The 15,671-nt window shown below is 70.2% G+C and carries 11 protein-coding genes; 4 read left to right on the top strand and 7 right to left on the bottom strand.

All coding sequences use genetic code 11. The features are described from left to right. Positions 1 to 23 precede the first annotated feature (23 nt). The gene (locus tag DFR72_RS04185; protein ID WP_090063952.1) at positions 24 to 3,830 is read right to left on the bottom strand and encodes a galactose-binding domain-containing protein; all 3,807 of its coding nucleotides are present in this window, start codon (positions 3,828 to 3,830) and stop codon (positions 24 to 26) included. Positions 3,831 to 4,147: 317 nt separating this feature from the next. Then, positions 4,148 to 5,404, bottom strand: coding sequence for an alpha/beta hydrolase family protein (locus DFR72_RS04180; protein ID WP_245982504.1), 1,257 nt, complete (start codon positions 5,402 to 5,404; stop codon positions 4,148 to 4,150). Between the two features lie 52 nt (positions 5,405 to 5,456). On the opposite strand from DFR72_RS04180, the gene DFR72_RS04175 reads away from it, so the two are divergent. Continuing rightward, entirely contained in the window at positions 5,457 to 6,269 is an 813-nt protein-coding gene (locus tag DFR72_RS04175; RefSeq protein WP_090063954.1) for an NmrA family NAD(P)-binding protein, read from the top strand. 163 nt (positions 6,270 to 6,432) lie between these two features. Here DFR72_RS04175 and DFR72_RS04170 read toward each other — a convergent pair whose 3' ends face one another. Beyond that, a complete protein-coding gene (locus DFR72_RS04170) occupies positions 6,433 to 9,510 on the bottom strand; it encodes a S8 family peptidase (RefSeq protein ID WP_143086650.1) in 3,078 nt (1,025 codons plus the stop codon). A 105-nt stretch (positions 9,511 to 9,615) separates the two neighbouring features. Here DFR72_RS04170 and DFR72_RS04165 point away from each other — a divergent pair, with 105 nt between their 5' ends. Next, complete coding sequence (locus tag DFR72_RS04165) at positions 9,616 to 10,206, top strand: TetR/AcrR family transcriptional regulator (RefSeq protein ID WP_090063956.1); 591 nt, start codon at positions 9,616 to 9,618, stop codon at positions 10,204 to 10,206. On the opposite strand, the gene DFR72_RS04160 is transcribed toward DFR72_RS04165, so the two are convergent. Both DFR72_RS04160 and DFR72_RS04155 read right to left on the bottom strand, forming a co-directional pair. Beyond that, a complete protein-coding gene (locus DFR72_RS04160; protein WP_090063957.1) occupies positions 10,196 to 11,437 on the bottom strand; it encodes a cytochrome P450 in 1,242 nt (413 codons plus the stop codon). The two genes, DFR72_RS04165 and DFR72_RS04160, sit on opposite strands and share 11 nt — an antisense overlap. A 97-nt stretch (positions 11,438 to 11,534) precedes the next feature. Then, complete coding sequence (locus tag DFR72_RS04155; protein WP_090063958.1) at positions 11,535 to 11,951, bottom strand: VOC family protein; 417 nt, start codon at positions 11,949 to 11,951, stop codon at positions 11,535 to 11,537. Between the two features lie 50 nt (positions 11,952 to 12,001). Here DFR72_RS04155 and DFR72_RS04150 point away from each other — a divergent pair, with 50 nt between their 5' ends. Continuing rightward, positions 12,002 to 12,643, top strand: coding sequence for a GntR family transcriptional regulator (locus tag DFR72_RS04150; RefSeq protein ID WP_090063959.1), 642 nt, complete (start codon positions 12,002 to 12,004; stop codon positions 12,641 to 12,643). Between the two features lie 91 nt (positions 12,644 to 12,734). After that, entirely contained in the window at positions 12,735 to 13,817 is a 1,083-nt protein-coding gene (locus DFR72_RS04145) for an oxygenase MpaB family protein (protein WP_245982502.1), read from the top strand. Between the two features lie 187 nt (positions 13,818 to 14,004). Here DFR72_RS04145 and DFR72_RS04140 read toward each other — a convergent pair whose 3' ends face one another. Together DFR72_RS04140 and DFR72_RS04135 are read right to left on the bottom strand one after the other, a co-directional pair. Further along, a complete protein-coding gene (locus tag DFR72_RS04140) occupies positions 14,005 to 14,610 on the bottom strand; it encodes a response regulator transcription factor (RefSeq protein WP_090063960.1) in 606 nt (201 codons plus the stop codon). Continuing rightward, positions 14,607 to 15,668 (bottom strand): sensor histidine kinase, encoded by a 1,062-nt coding sequence (locus DFR72_RS04135; RefSeq protein WP_211335294.1) that lies wholly within the window; start codon positions 15,666 to 15,668, stop codon positions 14,607 to 14,609. The genes DFR72_RS04140 and DFR72_RS04135 overlap by 4 nt, the downstream gene beginning before the upstream one ends. Positions 15,669 to 15,671 lie beyond the last annotated feature (3 nt).

Here is a 15,671-nt window from a genome sequence, read left to right as displayed (position 1 = left end):
AATTGTCCTTCGCGGCAGGGGTATCAGTTGTTGATGTTGATCTTGAAGGTGGACGTGGTGTTCTTGATGTCCTGGAAGTTGTTGCTGAACCTGAGGCCGTTGAACGTGACCTCACCGACCGCCGGACCCTGACCGGTTTCCGGCATCTCGTTGGCCCACAACCCGAACCCGGACTTGGCGTCGAACGCGTCGCCGCTCTTGCGCGCACCCGAGATGCTCACGTTGGACAGCACCGTGTCCTGGAAGACGTTCTCGGCCGCACCGTTGTACTTGGTCTGGAACATGATTCCGCTGTACGTCGGATCGATGATCTCGACGTCGCTCACCCGGATCCCCGTGTACTTCTTGGAGGCGGAGAACATCCAGATCGCGCCGAACGTCTGCGCGCCCCAGAAGTGACCGCCGGACCGGACGAGCGTGAGCCCGCTGAACGTCGTCGGCTCCGGCCCGAAGTCCTCCATCGGGTAACCGAAGTCGAGCGAGCTGATCGTCACGGCGGAGTAGGTGAGCGTGTCCGCCACGTAGATGTTGCGGAACGTGTTGAGCTTGCCGCCGTAGACCGCGAGACCGGCCGCGCGCCACGGGGTCAGCACCGAGAGGTTCTCGAAGACGTTGTTCTGCTGGCCGCTGCCACCACCGTCGGTGGCGGCGAACAGCGCGAACGCGTCGTCACCGGTCGACCGGGCCTCGATGTTCGCGACCCGGTTGCCCGCCGACCCGTTGGTCAGGTTGAGGCCGTCCGCGTACATGTCGCGGATGCGGCTGTCCCTGATGACGTTGTTGTCGACGTTGTTGCCCCAGAACAGGCACATCATGTGCTCGACCCAGATGTTCTCGATGGTCATGTTCTGCACGCCGGCGAAGTCGAACACCTTGCCCGGCCCGTTGATGCGCGCGGTGTAGTTGCCGAAGACCGCGAACCCGCTGAACGTCGACCCGCTCGCGGACGACTGCGCGCTGAAGCCGATGTCGGTGTTCTCCTGCGCGAGCGGGGCCTGGAACCGGGTGAACCAGGGTCCCGCGCCGACCACCCGGACGGCCTTGCCGTAGACGTTGAACTTCTGCGCCGTCTGGTAGGTGCCCGCGGGCAGGTAGACGCCGATCAGCGTGCCGGTCGTGTCCATCCGGACGCGGTCGAGCGCGTTCTGCACGTCCTGGTGGGTGAACCCGGCGGGCACGGCGTAGCGCGCCGCGTCAGGGTTTCCGGCAGCCGTCACCTGTTCGAAGTTCACGAAGTCGATCGCGTAGTTCGTGGTGTTGGCCGCGTCCTTCTGCAGCTTGATCTTCGTGCCCGCCGGGAACGTCGAGTTGAGCATCACGTTCGCCTCGTCGTAGATGTGGCGCGGCCCGCCCGCTCCCGGCGAGTTGCCGGGCTCGGCCTCGTTGCCGTACTGCCACATGTACTTCGACGTCAGGTCGATCGCCTTGTGGAACTGGCCGTTGACGTAGACGTTCAGGTTGGACGTGATGCCGCCGCCACCGGAGCTGTCCGGGATGGAGAACCGGGTGACGAGCGTGTTGGTCGGAGCGGACGTCGTGAACTCGACCGACTGGCCCGTGCCGTTCAGCGTGACGGCACGGCGGCCGGACGCCTCACCCGCGAGGTCGCCGATCGTCCTGTTCGGACTGAGGACCTGCGCGCCGCCACCGGGCGTGGCGTCCTCGGCCTCGACGTGCTGCCACGGGACGCTGGCGCCGCGCCCGATGAACAGTGACTGCTCACTGGTGTTGTTGCCCTGCTTGGCAGGGATCTCGTTGCCGTCGTTGGCGATCACCGTGCGGACGGTGTAGCGGCCGTCGGCGGCGGGCCACGTGCCGAGGTTGACCGCGGCGGTCGTCGCACCGGCGTTGATCGTGCCGTTGTGGCTGCCGGTCAGCGTCCGGACGGTCTGGCCGCTGCTGTTCAGGATCGTGACCGTGATGCCGTGGGCGCCGGCCGCGGACGCGATGGTGCCCTGGTTCTTGATCGCGACGCTGAACGAGGTGCTCTGGCCGCCGCTCGGGTTGCTCGGCGACCAGGACGGCACGGCGACGAGGTCGGAGCTCGGGACCGGCGTCACGACCAGCGCGTCCGGGTGGACGCGGGCGTTGTTGGTCTCGTTCTGCTCCGCGACCTTCTTGGTCTCGTCGACCTTGGCCGTGTACTCGTAGCTACCCGAGGGCCTGGCCGCGATCGTGGTGCTCACGTTGGCCTGCGCGCCCGCTGCGAGGGCGCCGACCTGGGCCGTGCCGACACTGGCGGTGCCGAGGAAGAACGTCACGTCGGTGGTCGCGCTGGCCGCTGAGCCCGCGTTGCGGACCGTCGCGTTCAGCGTGATCTGGTCGGTCTCGACGGGACTGGCCGGCGTGATCGACGTCGCGGTGACGGTGAGGTCGGGATTCGGGGCAGGGGTGCCGAACACCTGTACCTCAGCCACCTGGGCGCCGGGCGCACCGGTGTTGGACGTGACGCGCAGCCGCAGGTCGGCGACCCGCCCGGCCGCGCCGATCGTGACGGAGTTGCCGGACGCCGGGTCGAAGCGGTGGTCGCGGGCCGCGGCGAGGCTCGTGAAGCCGGTGGCGTTCTGCTCGCGGCCGAGGACCTCGACGTTCTGCGTGCGGGCGCCCCAGGCGGAGTCGGGGTTGAGCTTGACCACGACCGAGCCGACGTCCGCGTTCGATCCCAGCTGGACGGTCAGCGTGCCGGGGAACCCGCCGGACTCCCAGTAGGAGGCCACGTTGCCGTCGTTGGCGTTGGCGGCGACGAAGTCGTGCACGTTGTTGTTCGCCGTGACGGGCTTGCCCTGCGCCAGGTTCGTGCCGGTCGCCCCCTCACGCGTGACGGTGTTGCTGGCGGGGGACTGGTTGCCGGCCGCGTCCTTCGCGATGACGTGGTAGCTCACGCGCAGGCCGTCGGGCTGGCTGTCGGTGAAGGTCGTGCCGGTCACCGTGGTCCGCAGGGTGCCGTTGGCGTAGACGTCGTAGCCGGTGACGCCCGCGTTGTCGGTGCTCGCGTTCCAGGTCAGCCGGATCTGCCCGGCCTGGGGCTGGGTGAGGGCGAGGTTCGCCGGTGCCGAGGGGGCCTGCGTGTCACCGCCGGTGGGGCCCTGCACCTCGAACTCGCTCAGCTGGGCCGCGGGCCAGCCGGTGTTGCCGGTGATCCGCAGCCGGACGTACCGCGTCGTGGCCGCGGTGAAGTCGATGGTGGCGGTGTTGTTCGCGGCGGGGGTGAAGTCGTACCCCCTGGACGCCACGAGATCCGTGAAGTTCTGGCCGTCCGTGCTGCTCTGGACGGCGAGGGTCTGGGTGCGGGCGCCCCAGCCGGCCGGGAGCCTCAGCACGAGCCGGTCGGCCTTCACCGCGGCGCCGAGGTCGGCCTGGATCCACTGCGGGAACGCGTTGTTCGGGCTCTCCCAGTACGTCCCCTGGTTGCCGTCGCCGGCGTTGCCAGGCCCGTAGTTCTGGTTGGTGCCGCTCGCGCTGTAGGTGGCCTGCAGCTGGGCGCTGACGGCCGCTTCGTGCACCTCGAGCTTGGCCGTGGTCTTGGTGGCGCGGACGTGCCGGACCAGCGTCGGGTCGACCTGGAACGTCACCCTGCCGTTCTTGAAGTCGTGTGGTCGTTCCGCGACCAGCGTCGACCAGCCTCTGCCGTCCAGGCTCGTCTGCACGGCGAACGTCTCGGTGCTGTTCTTCGGGGCGGTCAGGGTGACCTGGTCGATGCGGGTCTGCCTGGCCAGGTCGAGGCTGACCGGTGCGGCTTGGGCGGCAGGGGCGATGGTCAGGGTCGCCGCTGCGGTGATCAGTGCCGTAATCGGGGCTAGCAGGGAGCGAACGCGTGTCGTCGGTGACATGGCGTGCTTGGCCCTTCTCGGTGGGGACGCGAGGGGGTGTGGCGCGCCTCACCGTAGAAGTGACTAGCAGATTACCGCAATATCTCGACGTGATTGCGCAAATTTGCGACATAGCGCTCTGAACAGGAAAGACGGGTGTTCGTTCCCGTGTCCGACCAGTGTCCCAGCGTGCACAAGGCCGATCACCAGCAGCTGGACATCCGGTGTTGCGGGAGGTTCGGGCCCGAACCTGCCCGAAAAATTGATGGGAGGGCGATGGTTCGGCTTGCGAGCGCTTGCTGTGAGCTTGCTGGGCTTGCGTAAGGTTTGCGCAACTCTCAGAGCTTCGCGAACAACCTTCTGGCTCGGTTCAGCAGATCCAGCCTGTGCTCACGCTGCCGGAGCGAGTGCCCCTCGCCCGGATAGACGACGAGTTCGGAGTGCTTCACCGCGCCGTGCAGGAGTTCGGCTTGCTCCACCGGCACGTTGGTGTCCTCCGCGCCGTGCACGATCAACATCGGCGTGGAGATGCGATCCGCGTAGGTGATCGGACTGTGTTCGGGGCTGTCGCCCAGCGCCGCCTCGAACGCGCCCCACTCACCGGTGGCGATCAGCTTCGGCCAGTCGGAGATGCCCGCACCCACCAGTGCGGCCTTGAACCTGTCCGTCCTGGTCGTCGCCCACGCGGCCATGAACCCGCCGTGACTCCACCCGGCGATGCCGAGCCGGTCGGGATCCGCGATCCCCTGGCCGACGAGCAGGTCGATACCGGTCTCGATGTCGTGCCACTCCTCCTGGCCGACCTCCTTGGCCACGGCCGCCGCGAACTCGTGGCCGTGGCCCTGCCCTCCCCGCGGGTTGGGCAGGAAGGCCGCGATCCCCTGATGCGCGAACCACTGCGCCGACGGCACCCAGTGCAGCTGCAGGTCGTCGGTCCACCGGTCGTACGGCCCGCCGTGGACGATCGTGACGAGACGACACGGTCCGTCTCGTCTCGTCCAGCCGACGGGGAGCACCAGGAGACCGTCGAGGTCGAGCCCGTCGCGGGCTTGGTAGTGGAGGCGTTCCTGGGTGCCCCACGCGATGCCGTCGAGGTCGCGGTAGCGGGGTGGCAGGTGCGAGCCGGTGACACGGCCGAGGAAGGTGCCGTCGAGGCGGTGGAACTCGGTGTCGAGACCGGTCGCGACGACCACGACCGGCGCGCTGCCGTCGTCCTGGACGAGATCGATCGGGCAGGCCGGCACGCCCTCGGTGAGGTTGCGGTGGCGCTGGTCGAAGACGGCGTTGCCGCCCTGCAGGTGCGGTGGTGTCAGCGCGAGGTAGAAGACCTCGTCGCCCCACCACGCCGGCGAACCGGCGTCCGCGGGCGTCGCGCCCAGGTCGGTGACGGTCCCGTCGGTCTCCACGACGTGCAGCGCGGGGTTCAGCAGGCCGGGGTCGATCTCCGGCGACGACCAGGTGATCACCGCGAGCCGGCCGCCGGGGTGCTTCGCGACCTCGGCTACGTGACGGCCCGGGATGCTCACCCCGGCAGGTGCGTCCTTCACCGGCGGCGGGCTGTGGCCGGCGGTGATCTCGTCGGTCAGTTCCCGCACCGCGCCCCCTTCTCTTGATCTCCAGTTAACTACAGGTTCTACGGTCGGGGCCATGACGATTCTCGTTGCGGGGGCGACCGGAAATGCCGGAGCCCAGGTGGTGCACGAACTGCTCGCGCTGGGCCAGCGGGTCCGCGCGATCACCAGGAACGCGGCGACGGCACGGCTCCCGGCCGGTGTCGAGGTCGTCGAAGCAGACCTGACCAGGCCGGAGACGATCCCGTTCGAGGGCGTCACCGCCGCCCACCTGCTGGCCAGCGCGGGCGACGACTACGCCGAACTGCTCACCGGGCCGGACCTGCTGCGGCGGGCGGAGAAGGCCGGCGTCCGCAGGATCACGCTGGTGTGGAACGGGTACCGGAGTCCGATGGAGGAGGCGGTGACGGCCGGTCCGCTGGAGTGGACCGTGTTGCGGCCGGGGGACTTCATGTCGAACTCGCTGGCCTGGGCCGAGTCGGTGCGCCGGGAGGGGGTGGTGCGCGAGCCGTTCGCGTACGCGCGGAGTGCGCTCGTGCACGAAGGCGACATCGGCGCGGTGGCGGCCGCCGTGCTCGTGAGGGGTGGGCACGGCGGCCGCACGTACGCGTTGACGGGGCCGGAGGCGTTGTCCGTGCCGGAGCAGGTGGCCACCATCAGCGCGGCGATCGGCCGGGAGATCAGGTACGTCGAGCAGTCCGAGGCGGAGGCACGGGACGAGATGCTCAGGGCAGGACGGCCCGCGGAGTTCGCCGACGTGCTGCTCGGGTGGAAGCGGGACATGCCCGCCGAGGGGTACACGGTGGTGCCGAGCGTCGAGGAAGTGCTGGGAAGGCCCGCGCGCTCCTTCGCCTCGTGGGCTCGGGAGCACGCGGACGCCTTCCGCTAGCCAGTGGTGTGGCTCAGAACCTCGGCTGGGTGATTCACGCTCAGCAGGGCGCCTCGCGGCACCGCCCCCGCACCCCCGTACATCCAGTACGAGGATGCGGGGGCGGCACCACGATGCACCCGTCTGACCGCGAATTCGCCCGGCAACGTTCTGAGCCACACCACTAGCGCAGCAGGTACGCGTCGACGATCGTCTGCTCCACGGTCTGCCCGCTGCCGGACGCCTTGGCGCGCAAGGAGACCGACTTGGCGTCCTTCGGGTGGGCGAGCAGCACGCGGTTGGCCGTGATCTGCGTGCGCTTCCACGTCGTGCCGCCGTCGTAGGAGACCTCGACCGACGTCACGCGCACCGAGTCCACCTGCGACTGCGTGGAGATCGGCACCGAGAGCATCTGGCCGGCGCGGGCGTAGCCGTTGTCGTCCAGCTGCGGGGTGAAGCGGATGACGGACAGCGGCAGCGCCGTCTGCCGGGCCGTCGTGTCGCTGCGGAACGTCCACACGCCGGACACCTTCGAACTCAGGGCGTTGTTCCGGACGGCGGAGGTCTCCACGCGGTAGTTCGCGGCGCCGGGCTGGACGTCGAGCATCGCCCAGCCCGGTTCGGCCGTCTCGGCGGCCTTCACGTCGTCGCGGTACACGGTCGTGCGGGCCTCGGTCACCGGGCCGTAGCCCTCGTTGCCCGCGTTGTCGCCGTACAGCGGCACCGTGATCCGGACGAAGTCGCCGGTGCGGAACGAGTGCGGGACGTCGCGCGCAGGCGGCAGCGCCGGGCCGAACACCGGGCGGTTGAACGGTTCCACGTACGACCTGCCCGGCTTGTAGTGCCGCAGCGGGGTGACGAGCGCACCGATGTTGCCGCTCTCGTCGAACAGGTTGAACCTGCGCGACCAGTCGCCGCCCTCGCCGCCGTAGTACTCGGTGCGCTGGCCGGGAACGAAGTTGTCCAGCGAACCGTACGTCCAGTCGGCGCGGCCCTCGGGCGAGGAGGTGTGGCCGATCGACGCGCTCTGGCCCGGCTCGAGCGCGGGCATGTCGACCTTGACGGTCGCGAGGTCCTTCTTCGCGACGGTCTTCGTCAGGCCGTTGGGCGCGGATCCCTTGCGGTACCAGGCGAGTCCGTAGAAGTCCGGGCCCGCGTTCCAGAACGTGGCGATCTTGCCGGTGACCTCGTTCGAGTCGGGGCCGAGGCTCGCGACGCCGAGGTGGTCGATCGAACCGCCGACCGAGAAGTTGCCGATCGTGTAGCTGGTGCCGTCGACGACCCGCTCGAAACCGGTCTGCAGCAACGAGAGCTGCGCGGTGACCGGCAGCGTCACCTTGATCGGCTTGGCCTGGCGGGCGTCGAGGCTGATCGTCGTGGCGCCGGTGACGGTCAGGTTCGGGTAGTTGACGACGTCGTGGGTCCAGGCGCCGGACGACGACAGCACGCTGCCGGTCAGGATGTAGCGGCCCTTGGCCACGCGAGCGACGCCGGTCGTGCTGTTCGGCCAGACTCGGGCGCCGGTGTCGACGTTGATCAGGAACGCGAAGGTCGACGCCGTCGTGACGCCGGACCGCTCGACGCCCGTGACCGTGACGTCGTAGCTCTCCACCTCCAGGTCGGCCACGACGGCCGTGCGCACGCCGCTCGCGACGATCGCGCCGCCGAACACGCCGCCCGCCGGTTGCTCGGTGACGTCCGCGGTGACCGTAGCCGTCGCGGTGCCGCCCGCCGGAACCACGAGCTCGGCGGGGGAGACCCTGAACAGGGTGCCGTTCGTCTCCGTGGTGAGGTCGAGCGTGACCGGCTCGGAACCCGCGTTGGAGTAGGTGATCTCCTTGGTCAGCACGGGTTCTCCGGTGTGCGGCCACGGGTGCGCGCCGAAGCTGAGGTTGGCCGGGCTCGACGTCACGTTCTGCTTGATCAGCTTGGCGACGTCGACGCGGCCGGAGCCCTGCTCGAACGGCGTGAGCTCCGCCGTCGGCGTGGTGGTGCCGGTGAGGCGGGCCTTCAGCGCGGTGCCGTTCAGCTCCGGGTGCTGCTGGCGCAGGAGTGCCGCCGCGCCCGCGACGTGCGGGGTCGCCATCGAGGTGCCGTCGAGCGAGGTGTAGCCGTCGGCGACCGGCGCGCCGATCCTGCCGTCGGAGTGCAGGGCGGCGACGATGCCGACGCCGGGCGCGGTGAGGTCGGGCTTGAGCGTGCCGGCCTGCGTCGGGCCGCGGCTCGAGAACTCCGCGATCCCGTTCCGGTCGTCGACCGCGCCGACGGTCAGGGCCGCGTCGGCGGTGCCGGGTGAGCCGATCGTGCGCGCGTTGGGGCCGCTGTTGCCGGCGGCGACCACGAACAGCGCGCCCTTCTCGGCGCTGAGGCGGTTCACCGCCTCTTCGAGGGGCTCGATCTCGGGGGTGTCGTAGCCGCCGAGGCTCAGGTTGATGACCTGGGCCCCCTGCTCGACCGCCCACTCCATGCCGGCGATGATCCCGCTGTCCTGCCCGGAACCGTTGTCGCCCAGCACCTTCACGTCCAGGATGCTCGCGTCCGGAGCGACGCCGCGGTACTTGCCGCCGCTCTTCGCGCCGGTGCCCGCGACGATCGACGCCACGTGCGTGCCGTGGCCGTAGTGGTCGCCGTTGTCCGGGGAACTCGAGAAGTTGCGCTCTCCGATCTCACGGTCCGCGAGGTCCGGGTGGGTGTTGTCGACGCCGGTGTCGAGGACGGCGACCGTGGTGCCCTTGCCGGTGAGGCCGGCGGCGTGGGCGGCGGGGGCGTTGATCTGGGCGACGCTGCGGTCGAGGTTCGCCCTGCGCCTGGCGTCGAGCCAGATCTTCTTCGCGCCCGACGCGGACAGGGTGCCGGCGAGCGGGGTCTTGGCCGCGTCGAACGCCACGCCGTTGATGCTGCGCAGCTGGAGGCCGGACTGCGCGCTCAGGGTGCCCGCCGGGTAGGTGGCGATGACCGGCAGGGCCCCGCCGTACGTCGCGAGCTCGGTGACGTCGAAGAGGCGCTCGTCGAGACGGCCGTCCGCGATCATCGGGATGGCGTCGTGCGGCACGACGTACTCGTGTCCTCCGGCGGTGTAGGTGGAGAACAGGACCCGCTCACGGCCGGGCGCGGGTCTGATCGCGCGCTGCCCGGTGAGCACCTGGTCCCCGGTGATCAGCGTGACGGTGGGCGCTGACGACGCGGCTGGTGGGGGAGCTGCACCGGCCTGGCCCGCGGTGAGCAGGGCGCCGGTCAGCACGACGACTCCGAGTAAGCGCACCCGGTCCTCCGTGGGGTCTGTGAGAGCGTTCTCACGGACCGTAGTCAGGTGCTCACGTCGGTACAAGGTCTACACCAATTTCCGGCACGCTTTAATCTTTGCGCCATGACGGGCCTGCGTGAGCGCAAGAAGGCGGCGACCAGGGAAGCGCTGGGTGACGCCGCCTGGAGCCTGTGCGTGGAGCACGGCCTCGACCGGGTGACGGTGGACCAGATCGCGCGGGCCGCCGGAGTGTCGCTGCGGACGTTCTTCAACTACTTCTCCTCCAAGGAGGAAGCGGTCGTCGCCGGTGACACGGCGACGGCGCTCGCGTTCGTGGAGGAGTTCGCCGCGCGGCCCTTGGGCGAACCGGTGCTGGTCGCGCTGCGGGAGGCCCTGCGGACGATCTACCCGCGCCACGTCGACCTCGACCGCCTGCGCCAGCTGCGTCAGCTCAGGCGCGACCCCGCGTTGCTGCCGCACGTGTTCGCCGCCTACTCCGCCCGCGAGCAGGCGTTGACGGCGGCGATCGCGGTGCGGTGCGGAGTGGACCCCGAGCTCGACCCCTACCCGGCGGTGACGGCGTCGACGATCCTCGCGTCGATGCGCGCGGTCGTGCAGTGGTGGCTCGACACACCCCAGGCCACGGACAGGTTCGACGTCACCGAGCTGGTCGGCCGGATGATCGACCAGCTCGGTGACGGGTTCACCAGGTGACCGGGAGCCTGTGCACGCCGTAGATCGACATGTCGGTGCGCAGCGGCACCTCGTCCGCGGGCACGGCGAGCTTCAGCGTCGGCAACCTGCGCAGCAGCTCGGCGAAGCCGACCGCCATCTCGACGCGCGCCAGCTGCTGGCCGAGGCACTGGTGGATGCCGTGCCCGAACGCCACGTGGTGGCCGCGCGGCCGGTCGACCAGGAGCGCGTGCGGGTCCTCGTACTGGCGGTCGTCGCGGTTGACCGCGGGCACCGACACCACGACCGTCTCGCCGGCGCGGATGGTGGCGCCGCCGATCACGACGTCCTCCTTGGCGTGCCGTGAGACGCCCGAGCTGATGATCGACAGGTACCGCAGCAGCTCCTCGACCGCGTTCTCGACCAGGTCGGGGTCGTCGCGGAGCCGGGCGAACTGGTCCGGGTGCTCCAGCAGTGCGAACGTGCCGAGCGCCAGCATGTTCGCCGTCGTCTCGTGCCCCGCGATGAGCAGCAGGTTCGCGATACCGGTGAGCTCGTCGTCGTCGAGGTCGGTGTCGCGCACGAGGCCGGACAGCAGGTCGTCGCCGGGGTTCTGCCGCTTGGCGCGAACGAGCCCGTGCATGAACTTCCGCAGCTCGGTCGTGTTCTTGATCTGCTCGTCGACCGTGGTGTTCAGGCTGAGCAGCTTGGACGTGCGGCGCTGGAACTCGTCGCGGTCGCCGTAGTCGACGCCCAGCAGCTCGCAGATCACGAGCGACGGCACCGGCAGCGCGAAGTCGTGCACGAGATCGGCCGGCGGTCCCTTCTCGATCATCGCGTCGAGCTGGGCGGTGACGATCTCGTGCACGCGCGGTGTGAGGTCCCGCATCCTGCGCACGGTGAACTGCCCGGTCAGCAACCGGCGGTAGCGGGTGTGGTCGGGGGCGTCCATGAAGATGAACGACCCGGCCCGGCGCTCCGGCGGGAACAGCTCCGCGTGCAGCTCGGGGGAGATCAGGGCCCTCGCACGCGGGCTGTTGATCCGATCCGAGCTCATCTGCGGTGCGGCGAGCACCGCCCGCGCCTCGTCGTGCCCCGTGACGAGCCAGACGGTGTCGCCGTTGTGCTCGATCCGGTGGATCCGCCCCTGCTCGCTCAGCTCGGTCAGCCCGGTGGCCGGGTCGAACGGGCACTTGCCGCGGTTGGTGAGTTCGGCGGGCAACTGCGGGCGGATGAGCTCCTGCGCGCTGCGCTGCCGCTCGGCCGTGGACATGGCCTCTCCCTGTCTGACCCGGTGTGACCGGGCCGTGGCTCGGCGTCACGTCCACGCTACCGAAACTTGCGCGTTGTGCAAGATTTTTAACCGACCTTTAGACCGCGAACACCTGGGCGTCGTCCGCGAAGGCCTTGAACTCCAGCGCGTTGCCCGCCGGGTCCAGCAGGAACATCGTCCACTGCTCGCCGGGCTCGCCCTTGAACCGCACGTACGGCTCGATGACGAACTTCGTGCCGGCGTCGGTCAGCTTGGCCGCCAGCACCTGGAACTCGTCCACGGTCAGGACCAGGCCGAAGTGGGGCACCGGGACGTCGTGGCCGTCGACCGGGTTGCTGACGCGCTCGGTCCTCGGCGCGAGGTGGGTGACGAACTGGTGGCCGTGCAGGTTCCAGTCGATCCACGTGTCGGAGCTGCGGCCCCGCTCCAGGCCGAGGGTCTCGCCGTAGAACGTACGAGCGGCGGAGAGGTCGTCGACGGGCATGGCGAGGTGGAAACGGGGAATGTTCGGCATGTAAGAATGTTAACATCCTGACAAGATGTCGTCTTGTTAACATTGCTCACATGACAGTGGGTCCCGCACGACGGCGAGGTCTGGGCAGCGAGGTCGCGGACATGATCCGCGAGGCCATCTTCGACGGCGGCTACCCGCCCGGCAGCGCGCTGCGCGAGGTGGAGCTGTCCGAGGCCCTGCAGGTCTCGCGCGGTCCTGTCCGGGACGCGCTGCGCGTGCTCGAACACGAGGGCCTGGTGCGCACCGAGTGGCACCGGGGCACCACCGTCGCCGAGCTGTCCCTCGAGGACGTCGCCGAGTTGGACAGCCTGCGTGGCGCTCTGGAGGTGCTGGCCGTCCAGCGCGTGGTGGCCACGGGCGCGTCCCTGGAGAAGATCGCCGCCGCGGCGCTGGAGATGGAGCGCGCCTCGACGCCGCACGAGATGGTGCGGTGCGACATCGCGTTCCACGACGCCGTGTACGCCGCCGCCGGCCACTCGCGACTGACCCAGGCCTGGGAGGCGATCCGGTCGCAGGTCCACCTGTTCCTGATCACGCGGGTGCGGCTGAGCACGGACGGGTACCTGGAGCAGATCCGCGACGAGCACCGGGACCTGGTGGCGGCGCTGCGGCTGGGGAACGTGGAGGGCGCGCTGAAGCTCTTCGCGGAGCACCGCCGGCACGCGTTCGACGTCCTCACCTCAGGCGGCTGAGCCCCGGCGGGTGCACGAAGGTGTGGATTCGCTGGGCCGAAGAGGTGATCACGGCGATCAACCGCCCGGACGGGCCCATACGCTCGGCGCCGTGGACCTGCACGCGCTGAAGTACGAGGGCGACCCGCTCGCCGACGCCGTGATCGCGCACCTGATCGAGAACGGCAACCTGAACGAGGTCAACCAGGTGCTCGCGGAGTTCCGCGGCAACGACGAGCCCATCCCCGCGCACCTGCCGCCGGTGGTCCGCGACTACCTCGTCGCCACCGACGACCCGCCCGAGTGGATGGACGAGGAACGCGTCGCCCGCGCGCACGAGTTCTTCGTCGACGACGGCGTGCACGTGGCGTCGGTGCTGTCGTTCGGAGCGATGGTCAACTGCTACGCGCAGCCCAGGCCGTCGCGGGTCCTCACGCTCACGCACCGGCTCAACCAGCCGCACCGCAGGCTGTCGGAGACGTCGCAGTTCGTGCTGAACATGATGGAGCCCAACGCCTTCGGCACGGGCGGCTCGTTCGTGCCGACCATCCAGAAGACCCGGCTGATCCACGCCGCGGTCCGCTACTTCGTCGGCCGCTCACCGGAGTGGGACCACGCCGAGGACGGCGTCCCGGTGTGCCAGCAGGACCTGCTCGGCGCGCTGCTGATCTTCTCCGTGCAGGTGATCGACGGCATGCGCCGCATCGGCGTCTCGGTGACCGATACCGAGGCCGAGGACTACTACCACGTCTGGCGCGTCGCCGGCGCGGTGCTCGGCATCCGCCCGGACGCGATGCCGGAAACGCTGGCGGAGGCCGAAGAACTCAGCAACACCATGGTCCGCGCGTCCTACGCGCCGTCGCCGGAAGGCGTCGAGCTCACCAGGAACCTCGTCGAGCTGTACGAGAAGTTCGTGCCCGGCAAGGCCTTCGACGGTGTCGTCGCGGCGATGGTGCGGCAGGTCGTCGACGAGGAGGTCGCGGACTGGCTGGAGGTCCCGCGCTCGCGGGGCTGGACCACGGCGGTCAGGACGGGCGCGAAGGTCATGCGCGTGTTCGAACGCGGCGAGGACCGCAGCCGGGTCGCCCGCACCGTGCTCGACAAGGCGGGCGAGCTGCTGCTCGGCGCGAGCGTCCGCAACCTCACCGACGGTCAGCCGACCACCCTCACCGTGCCGGCCTGCCTGCGCCGCTAGGGCGTGTCGCTCACGGGAAACGCCCTGGGGCGTGTCCCGTAAGTCTCGTTCGCGACAGTCGCGGTCGAGGGCCCCGGAGGCGGCACCGCCGCAACACCCGAACACGCCCGGTATGAGGGCGTCGCGGCGGCACCGCCTCCGGGTCTCTCGACCGTGACTCTCATCGAACGGACTTACGGGACACGCCCTAGAGCCAGCCGTGGTCGTGCGCCACCGAGAACGCCTCGGAACGGCCGGCGACACCGAGCTTGGTGACCGCGGCGGACAGGTGGTTCCGCACGGTCCCGGCCGACAACGAGGTGCGCGCGGCGATCTCGGCGACCGGGGTGCCGAACTCGCTGAGCCGCAACACTTCCAGCTCGCGCTGCGTCAGCGGGCACGGGGGAGCGGCGAGCGCGTCGGCGGCGAGTGCGGGGTCCACCCAGCGCGAACCGGCGTGCACGCGGCGGATCACGTCGGCCAGCGTGCCGCCGGGAGAACCCTTGGGCAGGAAGCCCTTCGCGCCCGCGTGCAGTGCCTGCTGCAGGTGCGGCGGGCGGCCCCGGCCGGTCAGGACCACCACGGCGCAGGACGGCAGCACGCGCGCCAGTTCCTCGGTGACCTCCAGCCCGTCCAGCAGCGGCATCTGCAGGTCCACCACGGCCACGTCCGGGCGGTGTGCCCGCGCGGCCTCCACGGCGGCCCGGCCGTCCCCCGCGCGGGCCACCACCTCGAGATCCGGCTCCAGGCCGAGGAGCGCCGCGAGCGCGTCGCGGATCAGCTCCTCGTCGTCGGCCAGCAGGACCCTGATCACGCGGGCACCACGACCTGCAACGTGAACACGTCCCCGGACTTCTCCACGGACACCTGACCACCCACGGCCGCGAGCCTCTCGCGAAGACCGCGCAGCCCGTTGCCCTCACTCGAAGGCTTCTCGGCGCCGTCGTTCGTGACGGTCATCCGCACCTCCTCGTCCGCGGCCGCGACGTCGATCATGCACCAGGTCGCGTGGCTGTGCCGCAACACGTTGGTGCACGCCTCCCGCAACGCCAGCGCGAGCTGCGTGGCACGTTCACCCTCCACCGGCACCTCGGAGACGGTGCACCGGATACCGGCCTCCTGCAGCACGGTCCGCACGGCCTCAAGCTGTTCGGGCAGGTTCACGGCGCGATAGCCGTGCACGGCGTCACGCACCTCTTCCAACGCCGAGGACGCCAGTCGTTGCGCCTCGAACGCCTCCGCGGCGGACCGCTCCGGGTCGGTGGCGGCGAGCCGCCCGGCCAGTTCGGACTTCAGCGCGATCACCGTCAGCCGGTGCCCCAGGAGGTCGTGGACGTCCCGGGCGAACCGCAGCCGTTCCTCGCTCACCGCGAGGTCCGCCTGCGCCTCACGCCCGGCCCGCGCCTGCCCCAGCAGCCCCGCGAACCACATCGGCAGACCGGCCATCGCGATGATCGTCACGCCGACCGCGGCCGCGATCATCTGGTACGCCGCCTGGTCGCGGCCGACGAAGAACCCGACCAGGCCCGAGACCACCACCGCGCCGATCGCCGCCAGCCACCTCCAGGGGCCGCTCAGCAGCAGCGGCGCGAACCCGGCCGCGGCGCCGCCGATCCACGCCCACGTCGACAGCTCGTCGGGCCCGACCGGCGCCACCAGCGGAATCGTCGCCAGGGTCGCGGCCCCGAGCACCCACAGCGGCCCGCCCCGCAACGTCACCGCGTACGCCACGGCCAGCACCAGCAGCCCCAGCACCCCGAGCCAGCGCAGCGCGCTCGGCTCGCGCAGCACCGAGATCAATGGCACGGCGAGCGCACTCAGCCACAGCACGTGCAGGGTGCCGCGCAACGCGACGTGCGGGAGATCGTTCATCGC

The organism is Lentzea flaviverrucosa, from assembly GCF_003350445.1.
In the GTDB taxonomy this organism is placed as follows: Bacteria; Actinomycetota; Actinomycetes; order Mycobacteriales; family Pseudonocardiaceae; genus Lentzea; species Lentzea californiensis.
The sequence above is the reverse complement of the archived record's forward strand: the minus strand, read 5'-3'. Positions and strand labels throughout refer to the sequence as shown.

Excerpts from the sequence above, each read along its gene's own strand:
- DFR72_RS04175 (WP_090063954.1), top strand. The coding sequence starts at position 5,457 with ATGACGATTCTCGTTGCGGGGGCGACCGGAAATGCCGGAGCCCAGGTG.
- DFR72_RS04165 (WP_090063956.1), top strand. The coding sequence starts at position 9,616 with ATGACGGGCCTGCGTGAGCGCAAGAAGGCGGCGACCAGGGAAGCGCTG.
- DFR72_RS04160 (WP_090063957.1), bottom strand. The coding sequence starts at position 11,437 with ATGTCCACGGCCGAGCGGCAGCGCAGCGCGCAGGAGCTCATCCGCCCG.
- DFR72_RS04155 (WP_090063958.1), bottom strand. The coding sequence starts at position 11,951 with ATGCCGAACATTCCCCGTTTCCACCTCGCCATGCCCGTCGACGACCTC.
- DFR72_RS04135 (WP_211335294.1), bottom strand. The coding sequence starts at position 15,668 with ATGAACGATCTCCCGCACGTCGCGTTGCGCGGCACCCTGCACGTGCTG.
- DFR72_RS04185 (WP_090063952.1), bottom strand. The coding sequence starts at position 3,830 with ATGTCACCGACGACACGCGTTCGCTCCCTGCTAGCCCCGATTACGGCA.
- DFR72_RS04150 (WP_090063959.1), top strand. The coding sequence starts at position 12,002 with ATGACAGTGGGTCCCGCACGACGGCGAGGTCTGGGCAGCGAGGTCGCG.